The organism is Jiangella mangrovi, from assembly GCF_014204975.1.
Classification (GTDB): Bacteria; Actinomycetota; Actinomycetes; order Jiangellales; family Jiangellaceae; genus Jiangella; species Jiangella mangrovi.
On record NZ_JACHMM010000001.1, the window covers coordinates 1314578 to 1334468 of the forward strand.

Annotated in this window: 18 protein-coding genes; 7 read left to right on the top strand and 11 right to left on the bottom strand. The window is 72.4% G+C overall.

Annotated features, from left to right (window positions below; translation table 11 throughout):
* Positions 1–24 precede the first annotated feature (24 nt).
* Both HD601_RS06075 and HD601_RS06080 read right to left on the bottom strand, forming a co-directional pair.
* A complete protein-coding gene (locus tag HD601_RS06075; protein ID WP_184820219.1) occupies positions 25–2085 on the bottom strand; it encodes an MMPL family transporter in 2061 nt (686 codons plus the stop codon).
* Positions 2086–2131: 46 nt separating this feature from the next.
* Positions 2132–2632, bottom strand: a complete 501-nt coding sequence (locus HD601_RS06080) for a MarR family transcriptional regulator (protein ID WP_184820221.1) — start codon at positions 2630–2632, stop codon at positions 2132–2134.
* Between the two features lie 63 nt (positions 2633–2695).
* Here HD601_RS06080 and HD601_RS06085 point away from each other — a divergent pair, with 63 nt between their 5' ends.
* Positions 2696–3076, top strand: a complete 381-nt coding sequence (locus HD601_RS06085) for a hypothetical protein (protein WP_184820223.1) — start codon at positions 2696–2698, stop codon at positions 3074–3076.
* Here HD601_RS06085 and HD601_RS06090 read toward each other — a convergent pair.
* Positions 3045–3746 (bottom strand): fasciclin domain-containing protein, encoded by a 702-nt coding sequence (locus HD601_RS06090; protein WP_184820225.1) that lies wholly within the window; start codon positions 3744–3746, stop codon positions 3045–3047. The genes HD601_RS06085 and HD601_RS06090 overlap by 32 nt on opposite strands.
* A gap of 62 nt (positions 3747–3808) precedes the next feature.
* The gene (locus HD601_RS06095; RefSeq protein ID WP_184820227.1) at positions 3809–5398 is read right to left on the bottom strand and encodes a molybdopterin-dependent oxidoreductase; all 1590 of its coding nucleotides are present in this window, start codon (positions 5396–5398) and stop codon (positions 3809–3811) included.
* Between the two features lie 200 nt (positions 5399–5598).
* On the opposite strand from HD601_RS06095, the gene HD601_RS06100 reads away from it, so the two are divergent.
* Both HD601_RS06100 and HD601_RS06105 read left to right on the top strand, forming a co-directional pair.
* Positions 5599–6180 carry a Uma2 family endonuclease gene (locus HD601_RS06100; protein WP_184820229.1) on the top strand — a complete coding sequence of 194 codons (582 nt, stop codon included), beginning with the start codon at positions 5599–5601 and terminating at the stop codon, positions 6178–6180.
* Positions 6181–6264: 84 nt separating this feature from the next.
* Positions 6265–10002 (top strand): ABC transporter transmembrane domain-containing protein, encoded by a 3738-nt coding sequence (locus tag HD601_RS06105; RefSeq protein WP_184820231.1) that lies wholly within the window; start codon positions 6265–6267, stop codon positions 10000–10002.
* Positions 10003–10221: 219 nt separating this feature from the next.
* On the opposite strand, the gene HD601_RS06110 is transcribed toward HD601_RS06105, so the two are convergent.
* Complete coding sequence (locus HD601_RS06110; RefSeq protein ID WP_184820233.1) at positions 10222–11511, bottom strand: apurinic/apyrimidinic endonuclease family protein; 1290 nt, start codon at positions 11509–11511, stop codon at positions 10222–10224.
* A 223-nt stretch (positions 11512–11734) separates the two neighbouring features.
* Between HD601_RS06110 and HD601_RS06115 the strand changes: the two genes are divergently transcribed.
* Entirely contained in the window at positions 11735–12106 is a 372-nt protein-coding gene (locus tag HD601_RS06115; RefSeq protein WP_184820234.1) for a hypothetical protein, read from the top strand.
* Between the two features lie 4 nt (positions 12107–12110).
* On the opposite strand, the gene HD601_RS06120 is transcribed toward HD601_RS06115, so the two are convergent.
* Positions 12111–12800, bottom strand: a complete 690-nt coding sequence (locus tag HD601_RS06120; RefSeq protein WP_184820236.1) for an FCD domain-containing protein — start codon at positions 12798–12800, stop codon at positions 12111–12113.
* A gap of 72 nt (positions 12801–12872) precedes the next feature.
* Between HD601_RS06120 and HD601_RS06125 the strand changes: the two genes are divergently transcribed.
* Positions 12873–14084, top strand: a complete 1212-nt coding sequence (locus HD601_RS06125; RefSeq protein WP_184820238.1) for an alpha-hydroxy acid oxidase — start codon at positions 12873–12875, stop codon at positions 14082–14084.
* Between the two features lie 30 nt (positions 14085–14114).
* A complete protein-coding gene (locus tag HD601_RS33495) occupies positions 14115–14969 on the top strand; it encodes a fumarylacetoacetate hydrolase family protein (RefSeq protein WP_184820240.1) in 855 nt (284 codons plus the stop codon).
* Between the two features lie 122 nt (positions 14970–15091).
* Here HD601_RS33495 and HD601_RS06135 read toward each other — a convergent pair whose 3' ends face one another.
* From HD601_RS06135 to lysS, 3 genes are all read right to left on the bottom strand, one after another.
* Entirely contained in the window at positions 15092–15427 is a 336-nt protein-coding gene (locus HD601_RS06135) for a histone-like nucleoid-structuring protein Lsr2 (protein WP_111253699.1), read from the bottom strand.
* 76 nt (positions 15428–15503) lie between these two features.
* Positions 15504–16091: an amino-acid N-acetyltransferase gene (locus tag HD601_RS06140; protein WP_184820242.1), complete on the bottom strand. Its 588-nt coding sequence runs from the start codon at positions 16089–16091 to the stop codon at positions 15504–15506.
* Positions 16088–17584 carry a lysine--tRNA ligase gene (gene lysS, locus HD601_RS06145; protein WP_221440589.1) on the bottom strand — a complete coding sequence of 499 codons (1497 nt, stop codon included), beginning with the start codon at positions 17582–17584 and terminating at the stop codon, positions 16088–16090. The genes HD601_RS06140 and lysS overlap by 4 nt, the downstream gene beginning before the upstream one ends.
* A gap of 105 nt (positions 17585–17689) precedes the next feature.
* Here lysS and HD601_RS06150 point away from each other — a divergent pair, with 105 nt between their 5' ends.
* Positions 17690–18025, top strand: a complete 336-nt coding sequence (locus HD601_RS06150) for an STAS domain-containing protein (RefSeq protein WP_184820244.1) — start codon at positions 17690–17692, stop codon at positions 18023–18025.
* Between the two features lie 3 nt (positions 18026–18028).
* Here HD601_RS06150 and HD601_RS06155 read toward each other — a convergent pair whose 3' ends face one another.
* Positions 18029–18943, bottom strand: coding sequence for an acetylxylan esterase (locus HD601_RS06155; RefSeq protein ID WP_221440590.1), 915 nt, complete (start codon positions 18941–18943; stop codon positions 18029–18031).
* A 2-nt stretch (positions 18944–18945) separates the two neighbouring features.
* The gene (locus tag HD601_RS06160; RefSeq protein ID WP_184820246.1) at positions 18946–19881 is read right to left on the bottom strand and encodes an NAD-dependent epimerase/dehydratase family protein; all 936 of its coding nucleotides are present in this window, start codon (positions 19879–19881) and stop codon (positions 18946–18948) included.
* Between the last annotated feature and the right edge of the window lie 10 nt (positions 19882–19891).

The following is a 19891-nucleotide window of genomic DNA, read 5'->3' on the forward strand; positions in this document are numbered from 1 at the left end:
CGCAACCTCCGCCTCTCCGCTCGGTCAGCTCGGCTTGCGTGCCGCCGAACGGCTGCGGTTGCGGTGGTTGGGCCACCAGACCTTGTCGCCGAGGTCGTAGGCGAGGGCGGGGACGAGGAGTGAGCGGACGACGAAGGTGTCGAGCAGGACGCCGAAGGCCACGAGGAAGGCGATCTGGGCCAGGAACAAGATCGGGATCACCGCGAGCGCCGAGAACGTGGCGGCGAGCACCAGCCCGGCCGACGTGATGACGCCGCCGGTGACGGCCAGCCCGCGCAGGACGCCGGGCCGCGTGCCGATGCGCACGGACTCCTCGCGGACCCGGCTCATGAGGAAGATGTTGTAGTCGATCCCCAGCGCCACCAGGAACACGAATGCGAACAGCGGCACGCCGGGGTCGGCGCCGGGCCAGCCGAGGACGTGGTCGAAGACCACCCCTGCCACCCCGAGGGTCGCGGCGAAGCTCAGGACGACGGTGAGCACCAGCAGCACCGGCGCGAGCACGGAGCGCAGCAGCCCGATCAGCACCAGCAGGATCACCCCCAGCACCACCGGGATGATCAGCGTGCGGTCGCGGGCGGAGATGTCGTTGGTGTCCAGCAGCTCCGCCGTCCGGCCGCCCACCAGCACGTCCGGGCCGACGTCGTCGAGGGAGGTACGCAGCTCGCGGACGGTGCTCACCGCGGCGTCGCTGTCGGCGGGCTCGGCGAGGGTCAGCTCGAGCAGCGCGCGGTCGCCGGCGATCTGCGGGTCGGGGGCGTTGGCCGCCGGGCTCACGCCGTCGACGGCCGCGGCCACCCGGGCGACGTCAGCCGCGTCGTCCGCGCCGCTCAGCACGAGTACCGGCGAGCCGGAGCCGCCCGGGAAGTGCCGGCCCAGCGCCTCCTGGCCCGCGACCGCCTCGACCCGGTCGAGGAACAGCTCGCTCTCGCTGACGCCGTCGGCACGGAAGGTGGGCACGAGCGCCGCCAGCGCCAGCAGCACCGCGCCGACCCCGGCCCACAGCGCCCGCGGACGCCGTCCCACCAGCCGGGCGACGCGATCCCACACGCCGGCGTGCTCCGGGGCCGTCGAGCCGTACCGCGGCCGGAACGGCCAGAACGCCGCCCGGCCGAGCAGCACCAGCACGGCGGGCAGGAACGTCAGCGCCACCAGCAGCGAGGCGGCGATGCCGATGGCGGCCACCGGGCCCAGGCTGCGGTTGGAGTTCAGGTTCGACAGCAGCAGGCAGAGCACGCCGGCGATGACGGTGCCGCCGGACGCCACGATGGGCCCGGCCGCCCGGCGCAGCGCCGTGGCCATCGCCTCGAACCGGCCGCGGTGCTCGCGCAGCTCCTCGCGGTAGCGGGCGACCAGCAGCAGCGCGTAGTCGGTCGCGGCGCCGACGACGAGGATCGACATGATGCCCTGGCTCTGCCCGTTCAGCGTCAGCGTGCCGGCGTCGGCCAGCAGGTACACCAGCCAGGACGCCAGCCCCAGCCCGAGCACCGACGACACCAGCACGGCGAGCGGCAGGATCGGGCTGCGGTAGACCACCAGCAGGATCACCAGCACGACCGCCAGCGCCACCACCAGGAGCACGCCGTCGATGCCGGCGAACGCCGCACCGAGGTCCGCGGCGAACCCGGCCGGCCCGGTCAGGTGCACGGCGGCGCCCGCGGCCTCGCCGAGCTCGGCCCGGATGTCCTCGACGACGGCGTCGACCTCGGCCGAGCCGGACGTGTCGATCTGGACGACGGCGGTGAGCGCGCTGCCGTCCTCGGACGGGATGGGCGGGCTGACCGGCGGGGTGACGCCGTCGAGCCCGGCCACCCGCTCGAGCTGGGCCGCGGCCTCGTCGGCGGCGTCGGGGGCCAGTCCGTCCGGGTCCTCCCAGACCACGACCGCGGGCAGGACGTCGGCGTCCTGGAAGTCCGCCCGCGCGTCGGCGACCTCGGTGGACTCGGCGTCGGAGGGCAGGAATGCGGCGTTGTCGTTCTCGGCGACCTCGCCGAGCCGGCCGGCGTACGGTCCGCCGACGGCGCCGACGGCCAGCCAGCCGAGCAGCAGGAGGACGGGTAGCAGCCAGCGCAACCGGGTGGCCATGGAACGACCTTTCGTTCGATGGTCGAAAATCTCGATCGTCGAGATATTACCCGCGAGCGGCCGCGTCACGCTCCCGGTGAGCGACGAGCGCCTCGAGCGCCGTCGCCAGGAACCGCTGCACGACGTCGAGGTCGTGCTCGTCGTAGGCCGTGAGCCGGTCCGCCATGTCGGTGGCGAGCGGCCCGAAGTACGCCGGCCCCAGCGCGGCGGCCGACGGCTCGAGCCGGACCAGCACCCGGCGCCGGTCGCGCGGGTCGGGCTCGCGGCGCAGGTGGCCCGACGCGACCAGCCGGTCGATCAGCGCCGTCACCGACGCCGACGACAGCCCCAGCTCGCGGCCGATGCTCCCGGCCGTGACGTCGCGGCCCTCGCGAGCCGCCGCCACCAGGACCAGCAGCGCGCGGGCGGCGGAGTGGTCGATGTCGTGGGCGGCGCCGAAGCGGCGAGCGAGGTCGGCCATCTCGGCGCCGAGCGTCTGGAGCTGCCGGATGACGGCGTCGGTGCGCGCGTCCCTCGCCCCCGCCTCGCCCGGCATCTCCGTCGCCATGGGGTTCATGCTCCCAGACGACGGGGTACGGCACGGGCACCGAGGTGAAGGGAGGGGTCCCCGATGACCTGGCCCGTTCGAGTGCTGGGAGGGCTGACCGCCGGCTACGGCGTCGCCGTCGCCGTCCGCCCCGAGGTCCTCGCCCGGCCCTGCGAGCTGGTGGAGCCCGACGGCTCGCTGACGCCGTCGACGCGGATCCTGTGCCGTGCCATCGGCCTGCGCGACGCCGCCTCCGGCACCGCAATGCTGACCGCGCCCGCCGGCGCCGCCCTGACCTGGGCGACGACCGTGCGAGTAGCGGCCGACACGGCCGACGCCGTCGGCTTCGGGCTGACCCTGCCGTCGGCCCGGGCGCGGCGCAATGCCGCGCTCGTGGCCGGCGGCTGGGCTCTGCTCACCGCCGCGGCGGGTCTCAGATCGGCGGCATCAGGACGCCGTCGATGAGGTAGACGGTGGCGTTGGCCGTCGTGACACCGCCGCAGACGACGTTGGCGTCGTTGACGGTCATCGCGTCCGGCGTGCCGGCCACGGTCACGGTCGCACCCTGGACGGTGGTCTGCTCACCGATCACCTGGTCGGGCGTCAGCTGACCGGGCACCACGTGGTACGTCAGCACCGTCGTCAGCAGGTCGGCGTCGGTGCCCAGCGTCTGCAGCGTGGCCGGGTCGACCGCGGCGAACGCGTCGTCGACCGGCGCGAACACGGTGAACTCGCCGCCGTTGAGGGTGTCGACGAGGTTCACCTCCGGGTTGAGCTCCCCGGACACCGCCGAGACCAGCGTGGTGAGGATCGGGTTGTTCGACGCGGCCACGGCGACCGGGTCGTCGGACATGCCCTCGACCGAGCCCTCGCCGTCGGGGACCTGGGCGGCGTAGTCGGCGCAGCCCGGGCCGACCGGACCGGCCATCGGCTCCTCGGTCATCTCGTCGGCCGGGGTGCTCTCCTCGTCCTCGGGCGTCTCCATCGCGGAGTCGTCCTCGGGAGCGGCGGAGCTGTCGCCGTTGCCGCCGGCGGTCGAGTCGTCGCCGCCGTCGTCGCCACAGGCGGACAGGGTCAGGGTCAGGGCGGCCGCCGTCGCGAGGAGGACGGGGACTCGCCTGGTCAGGAGCTTCATGAGGGGTTCCTCTCGGATCGTGTGGTCGGAAGGTGCTCGTTCGTGCTCGGTGGTGCTCTGTCTCAGCTCACGCGCACCACCACCGAATGCCAGCCGCTCGATCCGTCCGGGAACGGCGGCGCCTGCTCGTCGGTCTGGACCTCGCCCGCGCCGTCGGTCGCACGGACCCGCAGGGTGTGGTTGCCCGGCTCGGCGTCCCACTCCCAGAACCACTGGCGCCAGGTGTCGACCGAGGCCTCGGCGGCCAGCTCGGCGGCCTGCCAGTCGCCGTCGTCGACCCGCACCTCGACGGCTCGCACGCCGCGGTGCTGCGCCCAGGCGGTCCCGGCGACGACGGTGCGCCCGGCGGTCACGTCCGCGAACGAGCCGGGGACGTCGATGCGCGACGCGGTCTTGATCGGCGCCTTCGCGGCCCAGCCGCGGTCGGTCCAGTAGGCGGTGGCGCGGTCGAACCGGGTCAGCTCGAGGTCGGTGACCCACTTCGTCGCCGACACGTAGCCGTACAGGCCGGGCACCACGAGGCGGGCCGGGAAGCCGTGCTCCACCGGCAGCGGCTCGCCGTTCATGCCGATGGCCAGCATCGCGTCGCGCCCGTCGGTGATGACGTCCAAGGGCGTGCTCGCCGTGAAGCCGTCGACGCTGGTCGAGAGGAGCATGTCCGCGTCGTCGGCCGGACGCGCGCGGGCCAGCAGGTCGGCCAGCGGGTACCCGAGCCAGACGGCGTTGCCGGCCAGCTCACCGCCGACCTCGTTCGAGACGCAGGTCAGCGTGATCATCCGCTCGACCAGGTCCAGCTCGAGGACGTCGTCGAAGTCCAGCTCCAGCTCGCGCTCGACCAGCCCGTGGATGCGCAGCCGCCACTCGTCGGGGACGACCTTGGGGACGTCCAGGGCGGTGTCGACGCGGTAGAAGTCGCGGTTCGAGGTGGTGAACGGCGTCGCCCCCTCGACGTCGACGGCGGTACCGGCCGGGACCGCCGGCGCCGGGTCGGCCGGTGCCGGCAGCCGCAGCGCGTCACGGGCATCGCGGACCTCGGCCAGCGTCTGCCCGAACCGCCGCCCGCCGAGCGCCATCACCACGGCCAGTCCCGCCACGGCCGCCGTCAACAGCAGGACCTGGCGGCGCGGCGGCTGCGGCCGCTGCGGCGGCCGTGCGGCGGATACGGACTCCCCCGAGACCCTCGGATCCGCATCCGCCGCACGGGTCCGCAGCCGGCCCACGAGGAGGGTGAGCGCGGCGGCACCGGCGACGGCTCCCGCGGCGGTAGGGAGCGCCCAGGCCGCGTCTGCCGTCGGGCGGTTCAGGGCAGCAGCGGCGGCCACCGCACCGAGAACGGCCAGCACCGTCACGCCGGCCCAGCGGCGCCAGAGCTCCAGCAGCCCGCCCGCCGCCGACACGACCAGCAGGACGACGGCCATGCCGGCCAGCAGGACCTGCTTGTCGTTCTCGCCGAACGTGCGGATCGCGAAGCTCTTCAGCCACTCCGGCGTGAGATCGACGAACGTGTTGCCGACGGCCAGGAACGGCGCGGCGGCCGGTTCGACGACCAGGGCCGCGACCAGCTCGCCGACGCCCAGCGTCAGCCCGCCCGCCGCGATCCCGGCCAGGGCGGCCAGGCCTCGGGTGCGCCAGCGGTGCGTCGTCGCGGTCATGCCCCGTGTTCGGCGCGGCCCGTGACCCGGATTGGTGCGGGTCTTGGAATCAACCGTTCGGCCCACGCCGTCCACAGGTGCGGCGGGTTCGCGGGGTTGTCCACATTTCGCGGTTCGCCGGTGGAACGCGGCGCCGCTGCCAGCAAGAGTGGCGGCATGCCGAACAGCAGTGCGAAACTCTCGAGAACAGGAGAAGCCAGATGGTGGTGGTCGACATGCCCGCGGTCGAACTCCCGACCGGTCCGCGATGGTGGACGTTCGACGATCTCCTCGAGCTGCCCGAATCCGACTGGCGGTTCGAGATCGTCGACGGCGGTCTGCTCATGACCCCGGGGCCGGGCCTCTGGCACGAGTCCGTGTCGGACTTCCTGCGGGCACGGCTCCGCGCTGCGCTGCCGCCCGGCTTACGCATCCTCGGCCCGGTCACGGTCGACATCGACCCGACCTTCCTGATCCCCGATCTCATGGTGCTGCCCCACGATGTCGTTCGCCGCGGCGGTGCGAAGGCCATGGCCGCCGAGGCGCTCCTCGTCATCGAGATCGTCTCGCCGGGGTCGGTCTCCATCGACCGCATCCTCAAGCCGGCCAAGTACGCCGAGGCGGGCATCCCGCACTTCTGGCGGGTCGAGTTCCAGCCCGAGCTCAGCCTCACGGCGTACGCGCTGCCCGAGGGCACTTCCGCCTACACCGAGGTGGGCACCTGGACGGCCGGACAGACGGCACCCATCCGGGCGCCGTTCGAGGTCGACATCGAGATCGCGGAACTCGCTCCGGACCGTTGATCCGCGCAACCACCCGGGCGTAGGCTTCTCGACGGCCCCATTCGGGGTGTCCGCCAATCCGACCCGCTGCCTCGGGAGATCCCTGTGCCCAGCCGCACCGCGTCCGCGCGTCCCTCAGATCAGTCCTCCACCCGGCCGTCACCGCCTTCAACGCCGTCGCTGACCGTCGCGTCAGCCGAACCCTCACAGCCACCCGGCACCTTCCGCCGGCTCGCTCCCTACCTCCTCCGCCACCGCGGCACGCTGATCGTCTCGGTCGTCGTCGCGCTGGCCTGGGCGGTCGCCGTCGCCGCCGTTCCCGTCACGCAGGGCCGCGTCGTCGACGACGCGATCACCGAGCGTTCCGCCCCGCTCATGCCGATGATCGTGCTGCTCATCGGCCTGGCCGTCGCCCGCTTCGTGCTGTCGAGCTGGTGGCGCTACACCGGCGGCAAGACCGCCTTCAGCATCCAGGACGACCTGCGCCGCGACGTGTACGACACGCTGCAGCGCCTCGACTTCACCGGCCACGCACAGCTGCAGAGCGGCCAGCTGGTGTCGCGCATCAGCGGCGACCTGCGCTACGTGCTCATGCTGCTGACCTGGATCCCGCAGGTGGCGGCCACGCTGGTGTCGTCGCTGCTCGCAGTGGTCGTGATGTTCACCCTGTCCCCACTGGTCGCGGCCCTCGTCGTCGCGGTCATCGTCGTCGTGTTCGTGGTCACCAACCGGCAGCGCCGCCAGGTGTATGCGGCGGGCTGGGACGCCCAGGACCGCGAGGCGGAGATGACCTCCCGCGTCGAGGAGGCCGTCACCGGCGTCCGCGTGGTGCGGGCGTTCGGCCAGCAGCCGGCCGAGACCGCGCGGCTGCACCGCTCGCTGCTCGACATGTTCGACGCGCGGGTCCGGGCCGTGCGGCTGCGCGCCCCGTTCATGGCGTCGCTGCAGGGCGCGCCGCTCTTCGGCCAGGTGCTGGTGCTGCTGGCCGGCGGGCTGCTGGTCATCGAGGGCCACCTGACCATTGGCGTGTTCCTGGCCTGCACCGGCTACCTCGCCGAGCTCATCGGCGCCGCGCGCGTGGCCGGCATGGTGCTCACCAACGCGCCGCTGTGCCGGGCGGCCACGGAGCGGGTCGGCGAGCTGCTGGACCTGCGGGCCGAGATCACCGAGCCGCTCCGGCCGGTCGACGTGCACGAGCGCGGCGGCGCGGTCTCGTTCCACCGGGTGCGCTTCGCCTACGCCGACGGCGACGGCCACCAGGTGCTGCGCGGCTTCACCCTCGACGTCCGGCCGGGCGAGACGGTCGCGCTGGTCGGGCCGTCCGGGTGCGGGAAGTCGACCGCGCTGTCCATGCTGCCGCGGTTCTTCGACGCCGACGCCGGCACCATCACCGTCGACGGCATCGACACGCGCCGCTGGTCGCTGCCGGAGCTGCGCCGTCGCATCGGCGTCGTGTTCGAGAACAGCTTCCTCTTCTCCGACACCATCGCCGCGAACATCGCCTACGGGAAGCCGGACGCGAGCCTCGACGAGATCCGGGCGGCCGCCCGGGCCGCCGCGGCCGACGAGTTCGTCGAGGCGCTGCCCGACGGCTACGACACCGTCGTCGGCGAGCAGGGCATCACGCTCTCCGGCGGGCAGCGCCAGCGGGTCGCGCTGGCCCGGGCGCTGCTGTCCGAGCCGGACATCCTGCTGCTCGACGACGCCACCTCCTCGGTCGACGTCAAGGTCGAGGAGCGCATCCACGCCAACCTCGAGCCGTTCCTGGCCGCGCGGACGGTGCTGCTGGTCGCCTACCGCGAGTCCACGCTGCGGCTGGCCGACCGCGTCGTGCTGGTCGACGACGGCCGCGTGGTGGACGAGGGCGGGCACGCCGAGCTGCTCGAGCGCAACGCCCTGTACCGCGACCTGTTCGGCGACGGTCCCGGCACGGACGCCGCCGCGGACCGGCCCGCCGACCTCATGTCGCACGCGCGGTCCGGCCGCTTCGAGGCGACGGCGTCGGCGTGGGAGTCGCGGCAGGACGCCACCGGCTCGCTGCCGGGGCTGCAACTGGCGGTCCCGCCCGCGGTGGCGGCCCGGATCGCCGCGCTGCCGCCGCCGGCCGACCCGCCCGGCGTCGACCTCGAGCGCGAGAACGACGCCCGCGGCCCGCTGCGGCTGCCGTCGTTCCTGCGGCCGTACATCGGCGGCCTGCTGGTCGGGCTGGCGCTGGTGGTGCTCGAGGCGGCCATCACGCTGGTCAACCCCATGCTGGTGCAGCGGGCGGTCGACGACGGCATGCGGGCCGGCTCGGAGTCCGTGCTGCTCTGGATCTGCGCCGCGGCGGCGGTGCTGGTGGCGCTGCTCTGGCTCGACCAGCGCACCGGCTACCTGTGGACGACGCGCAGCACCGAGCGACTGTTGCTGGCCATGCGGGTGCGGATCTTCGGGCAGCTGCAGCGGCTGGGCATCGACTTCTACGACCGCACCCAGGCGGGGCGCGTCATGACCCGCATGACGTCCGACGTCGACTCGATCGCCCAGCTGTTCCAGGTCGGGCTGATCAACGCCGTCGTCAGCGTGGCGACGTTCGCCGGCATGACGCTGGTGGTCGTCGCCCTGGACCCGATGCTGGCCCTGGTGGTGCTGGGTGTCGTGCCGTTCGCGGGCGCCGTCACCTGGTGGTACCGGCGGCGCGCCTCGGTGGCCTACGACGACGCCCGTGAGCTGCTCTCCTCGCTCAACGCCGACGTGCAGGAGAGCATGGCCGGCATCCGGGTCACGCACGCGTTCCGGCGCGAGGCCGTCAACCTCGGGCGGTTCGCCGGGCTCGGCCGCCAGTACGTCGGAGCCAGCCTGCGCGGGCTGTACGCGACGTCGGTGTACGTGGCCGCCATCGAGCTGCTCTCGGTGCTGGCCATCGCGGCGGTGCTCTGGGTGGGCGCGCAGCGCATCGAGGCCGGCACGCTGGCCCTCGGCACGCTGATCGCGTTCCTGCTGTACCTCGCCCAGGTGTTCGCGCCGGTGCAGCAGCTGTCGGCGGTGTTCGACGTGTACCAGCGGGCCCGCACCGGGCTGGTCCGGGTGCGCGCGCTCCTGGCGCTGGAGACGTCGACGCCGGTCCGCCCGGACGCCGCGCAGGTCGACGCCGTCGCCGGTGACCTGCGCTTCGAGCAGGTGCGGCTGCGCTATGCCAGCGCCGCCACCGATGCCCTGCGAGACGTCGACCTGCACGTGCCGGCCGGCCAGCGCGTGGCGTTCGTCGGGCGCACCGGCGCGGGCAAGTCGACGCTGTCGAAGCTGGTGGCACGGTTCTACGACCCGACCGAGGGGACGGTCCTGGTCGACGACCGACCGCTCGACGGTCTCGACGTCACCAGTTACCGGGGGCATCTGGGCTACGTGCCGCAGGAGCCGTTCCTGTTCTCGCGCACCATCCGCGACAACATCGCCTACGCCCGTCCGGACGCCAGCGACGCCGAGGTCGAGGCGGCCGCCCGGGCCGTGGGGGCGCACGAGTTCATCACCCGGCTGCCCGGTGGGTACCACCACGTCGTGGCCGAACGGGGCCGCTCCCTCTCGGCCGGCCAGCGCCAGCTGGTCTGCCTGGCCCGGGCACTGCTCGGCGACCCGTCGATCCTCATCCTCGACGAGGCCACGTCCAACCTCGACCTCGCCAGCGAGCGCAAGGTCAACCAGGCCATGCGCGTGGCGTCGGCCGGCCGCACCACGATCGTCGTCACGCACCGGCCGCAGTCCCTGCACTGGGTCGACCGCGTCATCGAAGTAGCGGACGGTCGCATCGCCACGGACGAGCCGGCACCGAGATATGTCGCCCGGGTCCTCACCCGAGCGAGCTGAGTGGCGGCCGGGTGAGGCTCGGCCGCTTGTGGTGACGTTGCGTGGTGGGGGGCGGTGGAGGCTACGCCGGCTCCGCTTCGCGGCGGTGAAGCATGCCGCGTGCGCTCTTGACGCCGGCTCCGCCTGCACCGCCCCCACCCGACGTCGGGTTTCCGTCGCGTTCACCCGGCCGGCCGAGGATCGCTCGGCCGGCCGGGGAGCCTTACTGACCGCCGAGGGTCAGCGCTGCATGTTGCTCATGTTGGTGCCGCTGATGACGGCGTGGCGCAGCGAGCGGCCGGGGTCACCCGCGCCGCCGGGAGCGGTGTCGTCCTCGTAGTTCGGGTTGTGGTAGCCGCGCGGACGGTGCCGGCGGAAGATCGCGTCGTAGTCGATGTCGCTGCGCGGGTCGCCGAACGGGATCATCCGGTAGCCCTCGCCGGTGCCGGGCGGCTGCTCCTCGCGGCGCTCGCCGTCCTTGGCGTGGTAGAGCGGGTAGCGCAGCGGCTGCGCCGCGATCTGGTCGATCGGGCTGAAGATGCTCTCGCGGCGCTGGCCCTCCCAGTCGTAGTACCAGCGGAACCGGTGCTGGGCCGAGTGCGCCCAGTAGATGTCGATCTCGCAGAGGCACTTGGTGCTGGGGGTGATGTCCAGGTAGTACTGCATCCGGCGGATGCCGGACTCGCCGCGCACCATCTGCGGCTGCGGCAGCGGCGCGCCGGTGACGCGGTCGACCGTCACCTGGACCATGGGGCCGTCCTGCAGGAAGCCGTAGGCGTCGGCGTGGTTGTGCGGGTACATGCGGATGCGGTGGCCGTTCCAGGAGAGGTCGTTGATCGCCTCCCACTTCTGGCCCGCGAGGTCCCACGCCTCCTTGGCGCCGCCGCCGGTGGGGTCGCCGCCGGTGCCCATGAACGGCATGCCGAGGATCGAGGCGAACTCGAGCTCGACCTGGAAGCGGTCGTAGTCGTCGGCGGTCATGCCGCCGTTGGGGCCGCCGGGCCAGCTGTTCGGGATGAAGCCGTGGTTGCCGATGGCCTCGAGGCCGGCCTCGTCGAGGAAGCCACGCAGCGTCCGCGCGTAGTTCAGGTAGGCGGGGAAGTTCTGCCGCAGCAGCGTGCTGCCCTGGGTGAGCGGCGGGACGTTGCCGCCCTGGTTCTCGGCGTGCTGGCTGTAGCCGGCGAACTCCACCTGCTTGAAGCCGGCGTCGGCGAGGAACAGGAAGACCTCGCGGAAGCCGCCGGGCAGCGGCACTGTGGGGCCGAGGTCGTTCGGGTCGGTGGGGAAGTTGGGGCCGCCGAGCTGGCCCATGGTGGGCGCCGGGTTGTTCCAGATGCCGCGCCGCGCGGTGGCGTCGCGCTGGGTGTACAGGATGGTGCCGCGCTTGCCCGGGGGCAGCAGCGGGTTCGGCACGTTCTGCACCGCCGCTCCGGCCAGTGTCGGCACGGCCGGCGCGATGGCCGCCGCGGCCAGCGTGCCGGCGCTGATCGTGATCAGCCGGCGCCGGCTCAACCTGTGGTCCTGAGCCATGTCGTCTCCTCGCTCCGTGGAAGTGCGGGACCGTTTGCTCGAGATCGCATCGCCCACCGGAGCCGGCTGCGGCCAGGACTTTCTACGAGAGGTGTGGAAAGCCGCCCCGATGTTGGGGAAACACTAACGCCATCCCGCCGTAACTCGACCCAGCTAGATCGAGATTGTCCGGTTTGTGCCATGTCGGCAGCATGACGCGGCCGCCGCTGTGCCAGAGTGAGGCATGCCGGTACCCGGGCCCGTCCGCCGTCGGTGTCAGGAGCTCCTCGAGCCGGGCGAGCGGATCGACTACCTCGTCCCGGTGGTGCTCGCGTGGATCGGCGCGCTCCCGGCCGAGGTCGAGTGCCACATCGCCGTCACCGACCGGCGCATCGCCGTGCTCATCGGCAGCCAGTGGCGCCGGGGCGGGCCCACCGAGGTGACGCTGCAGTACCCGCGCGCCACGCGGCTCGGCCCGGTCGACTTCCGCCCGGTGCCCACGTTCGACCTGGGCAGCCGCTCCTACGAGATCGACGACGAGTACGTGGCCGCCGTCCACGCCGCCGACGCCGAGCTCGACGGTCTGCTCCCCGAGGACCCGTTCCCCGGCGCCTGAGGGCTCAGGCCAGGCGCGACGCGCGGTAGAAGCCCTCGATGTGCTCGGCCACCAGCTGGGCCGCGGTGTCGCCGTCGCCGCCGGTGACCGCCGCGAGCACGGCCCGGTGCTGGGCGCGCAGCCCGGCCGCGGCCGACGGCCAGTCGGGGAGGTTCGGGGCGGCCGCCATGACGTAGCCGTGGATCGCCTCGCGCAGCGACGCCATGATCGTCGACACCAGCACGTTGCCGGCGAGCGTCGCCAGCGCGACGTGGAACTCCGCGTCGAGCAGGTGGAAGCGCTCGCGCGGCAGCTCGGGGTCGTCCATGGCATCGAGCAGCGCCCCGGCCGCGGCCAGCTGGTCCGGCTCGGCCCGGCCGGCCGCCTCGCGCACCGCCCACGACTCGAGCAGCACCCGGGTCTGGACGATGTCGCCCATGGGCAGATGGCTGGTCGCCAGGTGCAGCCGCAGCGTCGCCGTCAGCGGGGAGGCGGGGTCGGCGACGATGACCGCACCCGCGTCGGGGCCGGAGCCGACCGCCGTCCGGACCACCCCCATGGCCTCGAGCACGCGGATCGCCTCGCGGACCGAGGGGCGGCTGACGCCGAGCTGCCCGGCCAGGGCACGTTCGCCGGGCAGCCGGTCGCCCAGCCGCAGCTTCCCCGCGGCGAGGTCGGCCTCGACCTGGCGCAGCACGAGCTCGTGAGTTCTCACCACTCCTCCACAGGCCGAACCTAGCTGATAGTGTGTGGTCTGACCACAGGATCGACGTCCCCGGAGCCTCGCATGACCGAACGGCAACTCCCCCGCTGGTCCGAGCTCAAGCCGCTGCTGCGCGCGAAGCCGCCGGTGCTCAACCCGACGGACCGGCGGCTGGCGAAGGCGCTGACCATCGCCGACCTGCGCCGCATCGCCCGGCTGCGCACGCCGCGGTCGGTCTTCGACTACACCGACGGCGCGGCCGAGGCCGAGATCAGCCTGCGCCGGGCCCGGTCGCTGTTCAGGCAGCTGGAGTTCCGGCCGTCGATCCTGCACGACGTGTCCGAGGTCGACACCACGACGACCATGCTCGGGCAGCCGGCCGCGCAGCCCTTCGCGTTCGCCCCCACCGGCTTCACCCGGATGATGAACCACGAGGGCGAGACCGCCGTGGCCCGGGTCGCCGAGCGGATCGGCATCCCCTACTCGCTGTCGACCATGGGCACCACGTCCATCGAGGACGTCGCCGCCGCGGCGCCGCGGGCGCGCAAGTGGTTCCAGCTCTACGTGTGGAAGGACCGCTCGGCCGGCGAGGACCTGGTGAAGCGGGCCGCGAACGCCGGGTTCGAGGGGCTCATGCTCACCGTCGACGTCCCGGTGGCCGGCGCCCGGCTGCGCGACGTCCGCAACGGGTTCACCATCCCGCCGTCGCTGACCGCGAAGACCGTGCTCGACGCCGCGGCGCACCCGGCCTGGTGGATGAACCTGCTGACGACGAAGCCGCTGCAGTTCGCCTCGCTGACGTCGTGGAAGGGCACCATCGCGGAGCTGCTGAACCTGCTCTTCGACCCGACCATGACCATCGACGACCTCGCCTGGCTGCGCTCCATCTGGTCCGGCCCGCTCATCGTCAAGGGCATCCAGACCGTCGACGACGCCAAGCGGGTGGTCGACGCCGGCGCCGACGCCATCGTGCTGTCCAACCACGGTGGCCGCCAGCTCGACCGCGCGCCGGTGCCCCTGCGCATCCTGCCCGAGGTCGCGGCCGCGGTCGGCGGGCAGACCGAGATCTACCTCGACACCGGCATCATGAGCGGCGCCGACATCGTGGCGGCCAAGGCGCTGGGCGCCGACGCCTGCCTGGTCGGGCGCGCCTACCTGTACGGGCTGATGGCCGGCGGCGAGCGCGGCGTCGCGCGGGCCGCCGAGATCCTCACCACCGAGGTGCGCCGCACCATGGCGTTGCTCGGCGCCCGCACCGTCGACGACCTGAACCCGGATCACGTCCGGCTCCCCTGACCAGCACAAACACCTTCGAGGAGACACGACATGCAACTGATGCGCATCGGTGAGCGAGGTGCGGAGCGCCCGGCCGTCCGCGGGGACGACGGCGTGCTCTACGACCTGTCCCCGGTCACGAGCGACATCGACGGGGCGTTCCTGGCCGGCGACGGCGTGAACCGGGCGCGGGCGGCGCTGGCGGCCGGCGAGCTTCCGGCCCTGCCCGACGGCGACGGCGTGCGGGTGGGTGCGCCGATCGCGCGGCCCGGGAAGGTCGTGTGCATCGGCCTGAACTACCGCGACCACGCCGCCGAGACCGGCGCGGCCATCCCGGCCGAGCCGATCGTGTTCATGAAGGCCCCGAACACCGTCATCGGCCCGAACGACACCGTCCTCGTCCCCCGCGGCAGCGTGAAGACCGACTGGGAGGTCGAGCTCGGCGTGATCATCGGCGCGCAGGCCCGCTACCTCGACAGCCCCGACGACGCCGCCGGCGTGATCGCCGGCTACGCCATCAGCCACGACGTGTCCGAGCGGGAGTTCCAGCTCGAACGCGGCGGGCAGTGGGACAAGGGCAAGTCGTGCGAGACGTTCAACCCGCTCGGCCCCTGGCTGGTCCCCGCCGACGAGATCACCGACCCCGCCAAACTCGGACTGCGGTTGTGGGTGAACGGCGAGCCACGCCAGGACGGCACCACCGCCGACCTCATCTTCGGCATCGACCACGTCATCTGGTACCTGTCGCAGTTCATGGTCCTCGAACCCGGCGACCTCATCAACACCGGCACCCCCGCCGGCGTCGCCATGGGCATGCCCGGCCAGCCCTACCTGCGCGCCGGCGACACCATCGACCTCGAGATCGACGGCCTCGGCCACCAACGCCAGACCCTCCAGGACGCCTGACCGGCGTCCGTCACAGAGCTCCGGACACACGCGAGGGGCCGGCCGCCCATCGACTGGGCGCCGGCCCCTTCCGCGTCAAATCCCCCGTGCATCTCCCCGGTGATGCGTTGACGACTGCGTCATCACCCGTGAGCGGTCTCGTACTTCGCCAGGATGTCCGACGGAATGCGTCCCCGGTCGGACACCTTGAGGCCCTGGTCGCGGGCCCACTCACGGATCGCGGTGGTGTCGGTGCGGCTGGCTCGTCCGCCGGTGGCTGCTGCGCGCCCGCGTCCCCGCCGAGCCGAGGCACGACGCGCCGAGGCGACGTACGGAGCCAGGGCGTCGCGGAGTTTGCCGGCATTCTTCGCCGACAGATCGATCTCGTACGAGGCGCCGTCCAGGGCGAAGCTCACGGTCTCGGTGGCTTCACCACCGTCGAGATCGTCGAGCAGAATCACCTGAACCTTTTGTGCCATCGTTGATCCTTCCTGCGGGGTGCACTCGAAGATTTGGTCTTGACTACTCTATTGTTACGCTCTGGAACGGGAATTTTCAATTCATCTGCCGCGAGTCGTCGCGGCCGATTTGTGGCGTCCTACCCATTAGCCTGAGCATCCGGACGTTACCCAGAGTATTCGGCTTCACCCGGTCCAGGTCGAGGAACTCGGCGACACCTTCGTCGGCCGAGCGCAACAACTGCGCGTACACGTCGGTGTCGACCGGCGTGCCTTCCACTCGCTCGAATCCGTGCCGCTCGAAGAAGTCGACCTCGAAGGTGAGGCAGAACACCCGCGCGACGCCGAGTTCTTCGGCCACTTCCAGCAATCGGGACAGCAGGACGTGGCCGACACCGTGCCCGCGCCATTCAGGGTCGACGGCAAGGGTACGCACCTCGGCCAGATCTTCCCACATGACGTGTAACGCGCCACAGCCGATGACGGTGCCCGCACCGTGATCGCCGGCGGTTTCCACCACCCAGAACTCCTGGATGTCCTCATATAGGGTGACCGTCTCTTTGGATAGCAGGATGCGCTGCGATGCGTATCCGTCGAGCAGGGGGCGGATGTACCGCACATCGGCCGTGCGGGCCCGCCTCACCCGAAAGCGCTGATCCGGCTCGATTTCGGCCGGGGCCGTCATTCCGGCTTCACCAGCGGGAACAAGATCGTCTCGCGAATCCCCGCATCGGTGAGCAGCATCATCAGCCGGTCGATTCCCAGGCCCATGCCACCGGTGGGAGGCATGCCGTATTCGAGTGCGCGCAGGAAGTCCTCGTCGAGTTGCATGGCCTCGGGGTCGCCCGCCGCGGCCCGCAGCGACTGCGCCGTCAGCCGCTCACGCTGGACGACGGGGTCGACCAGCTCGGAGTAGGCCACGCCGAGCTCGACCCCGCGGATGATGAGGTCCCACGCCTCGGTGAGCCGGGGCTCGTCGCGGTGCGGCCGGGCCAGCGGCCGGACCTCCTCCGGATAGTCGCGGATGAACGTGGGCGCCATGTAGGTGTGCTCGGCCAGCTTCTCGAACAGCTCGAGCACGACCTCGCCGTGACCCCACGTCGGGTCCAGCCCGACCTCGTGCTTCTCGGCCAGCTCGCGCAGCCGCTCGACCGGGGTGTCGATGGTGACCTCTTCGCCGACGGCGTGCGAGACGGCCTCGTGCAGGGTCACGTACTGCCACGGCGCCTCGAGGTCGATCTCGCCGCCCCGGCCGTCGGGCACGACAGTGGCGCCGATGGCGCGCGCCGCGTCGAGCACGAGGTCGCGGGTGAGCGCGGCCTGGGTGTCGTAGTCGCCGTAGGCCTCATAGGACTCGAGCATGGTGAACTCGGGACTGTGCGTGGAATCGACGCCCTCGTTCCGGAAGATGCGCCCGATCTCGTACACCTTGTCGACGCCTCCGACGATCGCGCGCTTGAGGTACAGCTCGATCGCGATACGCAAAGTCATCGGAATGTCGAACGCATTCAGGTGCGTGTGGAAAGGCCGCGCCGAGGCACCGCCGTGCACGAGCTGCAGCACCGGCGTCTCGACCTCGATGTAGCCGTGCCGGTGCAGCGTTTCCCGCAGCGACCGCGTGACGATGGCACGAGTTCGCACCATGGAGCGCGCCGACGGATTGACGACGAGGTCGACGTAACGCTGCCGGACCCGGGTTTCCTCATTCAAATCCTTGTGCGCCACCGGCAACGGCCGCAGCGCCTTGGAAACCATGGTCCAGCGATCGGCGGAGACGGACAGCTCGCCGCGCTTACTGACGATGACCTCGCCCTCGACGCCGACGTGATCGCCGATGTCGACCAGGTGCTTCCAGGACGCCAGACTCTCCTCGCCCACGCGATCGAGCGACAACATCACCTGGAGTTCGGCGCCGTCGCCTTCGCGCAGCCGGGCAAAACAGAGTTTGCCGGTGTTGCGCAGGAAGATCACCCGGCCGGCGACCGACGCGCGGTCACCGGTTTCGGTGCCTGGGGCCAAGTCGGGATAAGCCGCCCGCAACGCCTCGAACGTGTGGCTGCGCGGGAATCCGAGGCGATACGGGGGCTCCCCGGAGGCCAGCAACTCCGCGCGCTTCTCGCGCCGGATGCGCATCTGCTCGGGCAAATCCTGATCGTCGGTCGGCGGCAGTCCACTCATGGGGGTCAAGCCTAGGCCGTGATGGTTCGCGACTTGTCATGGCGGGCGGCAATTGGTTGCCGGTGGGTACGAGGACGATCACACTCATAGGAGGAGGTGAGGTCGATGAGCACAGTGCAGGTCGTCGACCGCGGTGCCCGCGAGATCGTCGTGTTCCTCTCCGGTGACGTCGGCAGCGATCCCGCCGACGAGTTCGGCGCGGCCGTCGAAGAGGTCGACCGGCTCGAGCAGCTCAACGCCCTGGACCACGTGGTCGTCGACATGCATCGCGTCACCGGCATGACCGACGCCGCCATCGGCTTCCTGCGCGAGCTGTCGTCCCGCGGCCGCCGGTCCGGGTTCGAGGTGTCGTTCGCGGCGCTCAGCGGCCCGGCCCACCGGGCCGTCGAGGCGAACGGCTGGTCGTTCGTCGAGCACAGCCCCGACACTGAGCGCGCCTGAGGCTCACCGGGTCAGGAACGCCCGGGCCGCGGTGACGTAGCGGTCGTGGCCCGCCTCGGCGGCGGGCCCGTCGGCGTGCCCGGACGACAGCACGACCAGCTCCTTCGGGCCGGGCAGCGCGTTGTGGACGGCGAACTGGCCCGGCGGCGGGACGACGGCGTCGGCCAGTGCGGGCGCCACCAGCGTGGGGATGCGAAGCCGGGCGGCCGCCGTCGCGGCGTCGAAGAACCGCAGCACCTCGCGGGCCCGCGGGTGGGCGGCGACGTGCCGGCGCACGGCCTCGCCGCTGCCCTCGCACGGGATGGCCAGCCGTACGTCGTGGTTGCCGAAGCTGGGCACGTGCAGCACGGCGGCGGCGAAGCGGTCGTCCCACGGCAGCGCCAGTGCGCCGATGCCGCCACCGAAGCTCGAGCCCACGTAGGCCAGCCGCGCGGGCGGCGACGGCAGCAGGGCGAGCAGCGCCGACGCCGCGCACCACAGGTCGGAGGCGCACCCGCCGTGCACGTAGGTCTCCACGGAGCCGATGCCGTGCAGCACGTGCTCGGCCGCGACCGCCGGGATGCCCGGGACCAGCCCGCGGTCCGGCAGCCCGCGGAACGCCGTGAACAGCGCCGCGGCGCCGTCCGGGACCAGGTCGAGCTCGGGCCCGTCGCGGCCGCCGTAGCCGTGCCCGACCACGAGCGCCAGCTCGACCGGGCCGTCGGGCCGCACCAGCCACCCGCCCAGGCGGACGCCGTCGAGCGACGTGAACTCGATGTCCATCACCCCGCCCGGGCCGGAGCCGAGCACCACCGGCGCCGGGTCGACCGCGCGCGCCCGGGCCTGCAGCCCGGACCAGAACGCCGCGAAGCCCGGCGGCTCGGGCGGCGCGCCGACCCGCAGCAGCGCCGCCTCGTCGTAGCCGTGGGTCGCCGTCACGGTCACCGATCGTAGAAGCCCTGCCGCCAGCTCGGGTGCTCCGGCTTCCAACCCAGCTCACGCCGGGCCTTGGCGTTGGACGAGCCGCGGAGCGTGGTCATGAACGCCACGCCGAAGTCGCCGATCAGCGGCCTGGCGAGCCAGGCCGGCAGCCGCCGGGGCGGCTTCGCGCCGAACGCCGCCGCGAGCGTGGCCAGCATCTCCGCGACCGGTGCCGGGTCGTCGTCGACGATGTTGTAGACACCGGGCGTCCCGCCCTCGATCGCCGCGAGCGTGGCCCGCGCGGCGTCGTCGATGTGGACGACCGACCACACCGCCGTCCCGCCGCCGACGATCGGGAGCCGTCGCCTGCGCACCAGATCGGCGAACGTGTCGCTGGTCAGCCCGGTGCCGTTGCCATAGAAGCTGCCGTAGCGCAGCGCGAGTCCGTCGATGCCGGGCGTGCTGGTCGCGACCCGCTCGACGTACTGGATGCCGCGCAGCGACTCGCTGCAGGCGGACTCCGGGTTCGGCTCCAGCGGGTCGTCCTCCGTCTTGACCGGGCCGCCGCTGCGAGCATTCGGCCAGCCGGTGAAGCTCTGGGCCACGAGCCGGGTCACGCCCGTCTCCCGGGCAGCCGCCAGCAGGTGGTCGGTGCCCGCGGTGCGCAGCCGGTTGGTGGTGGCGAAGTCACGGTCGAACCGCTTGAAGTTGCCGGTCTGGTCCCTCAGCGCGCTCTGCTGGTGCACGATGACGTCGGGCCGGGCGGCGCGAACCGCGGCCATGACGCTCTCGGCGTCCAGCCCGTTCATCACGACGCCCTCGGCACCGGCGGCGCGCAGCTCGGCGAGCTTGGACTCGGAACGAGTGGTGCCGGTCACCTCGTGCCCGGCCTGGACCAGCAGCGGAGTGAGTGACCGTCCTACGGCGCCGGTGGCGCCGGCCAGGAAGACTCGCATGTCCTTCTCC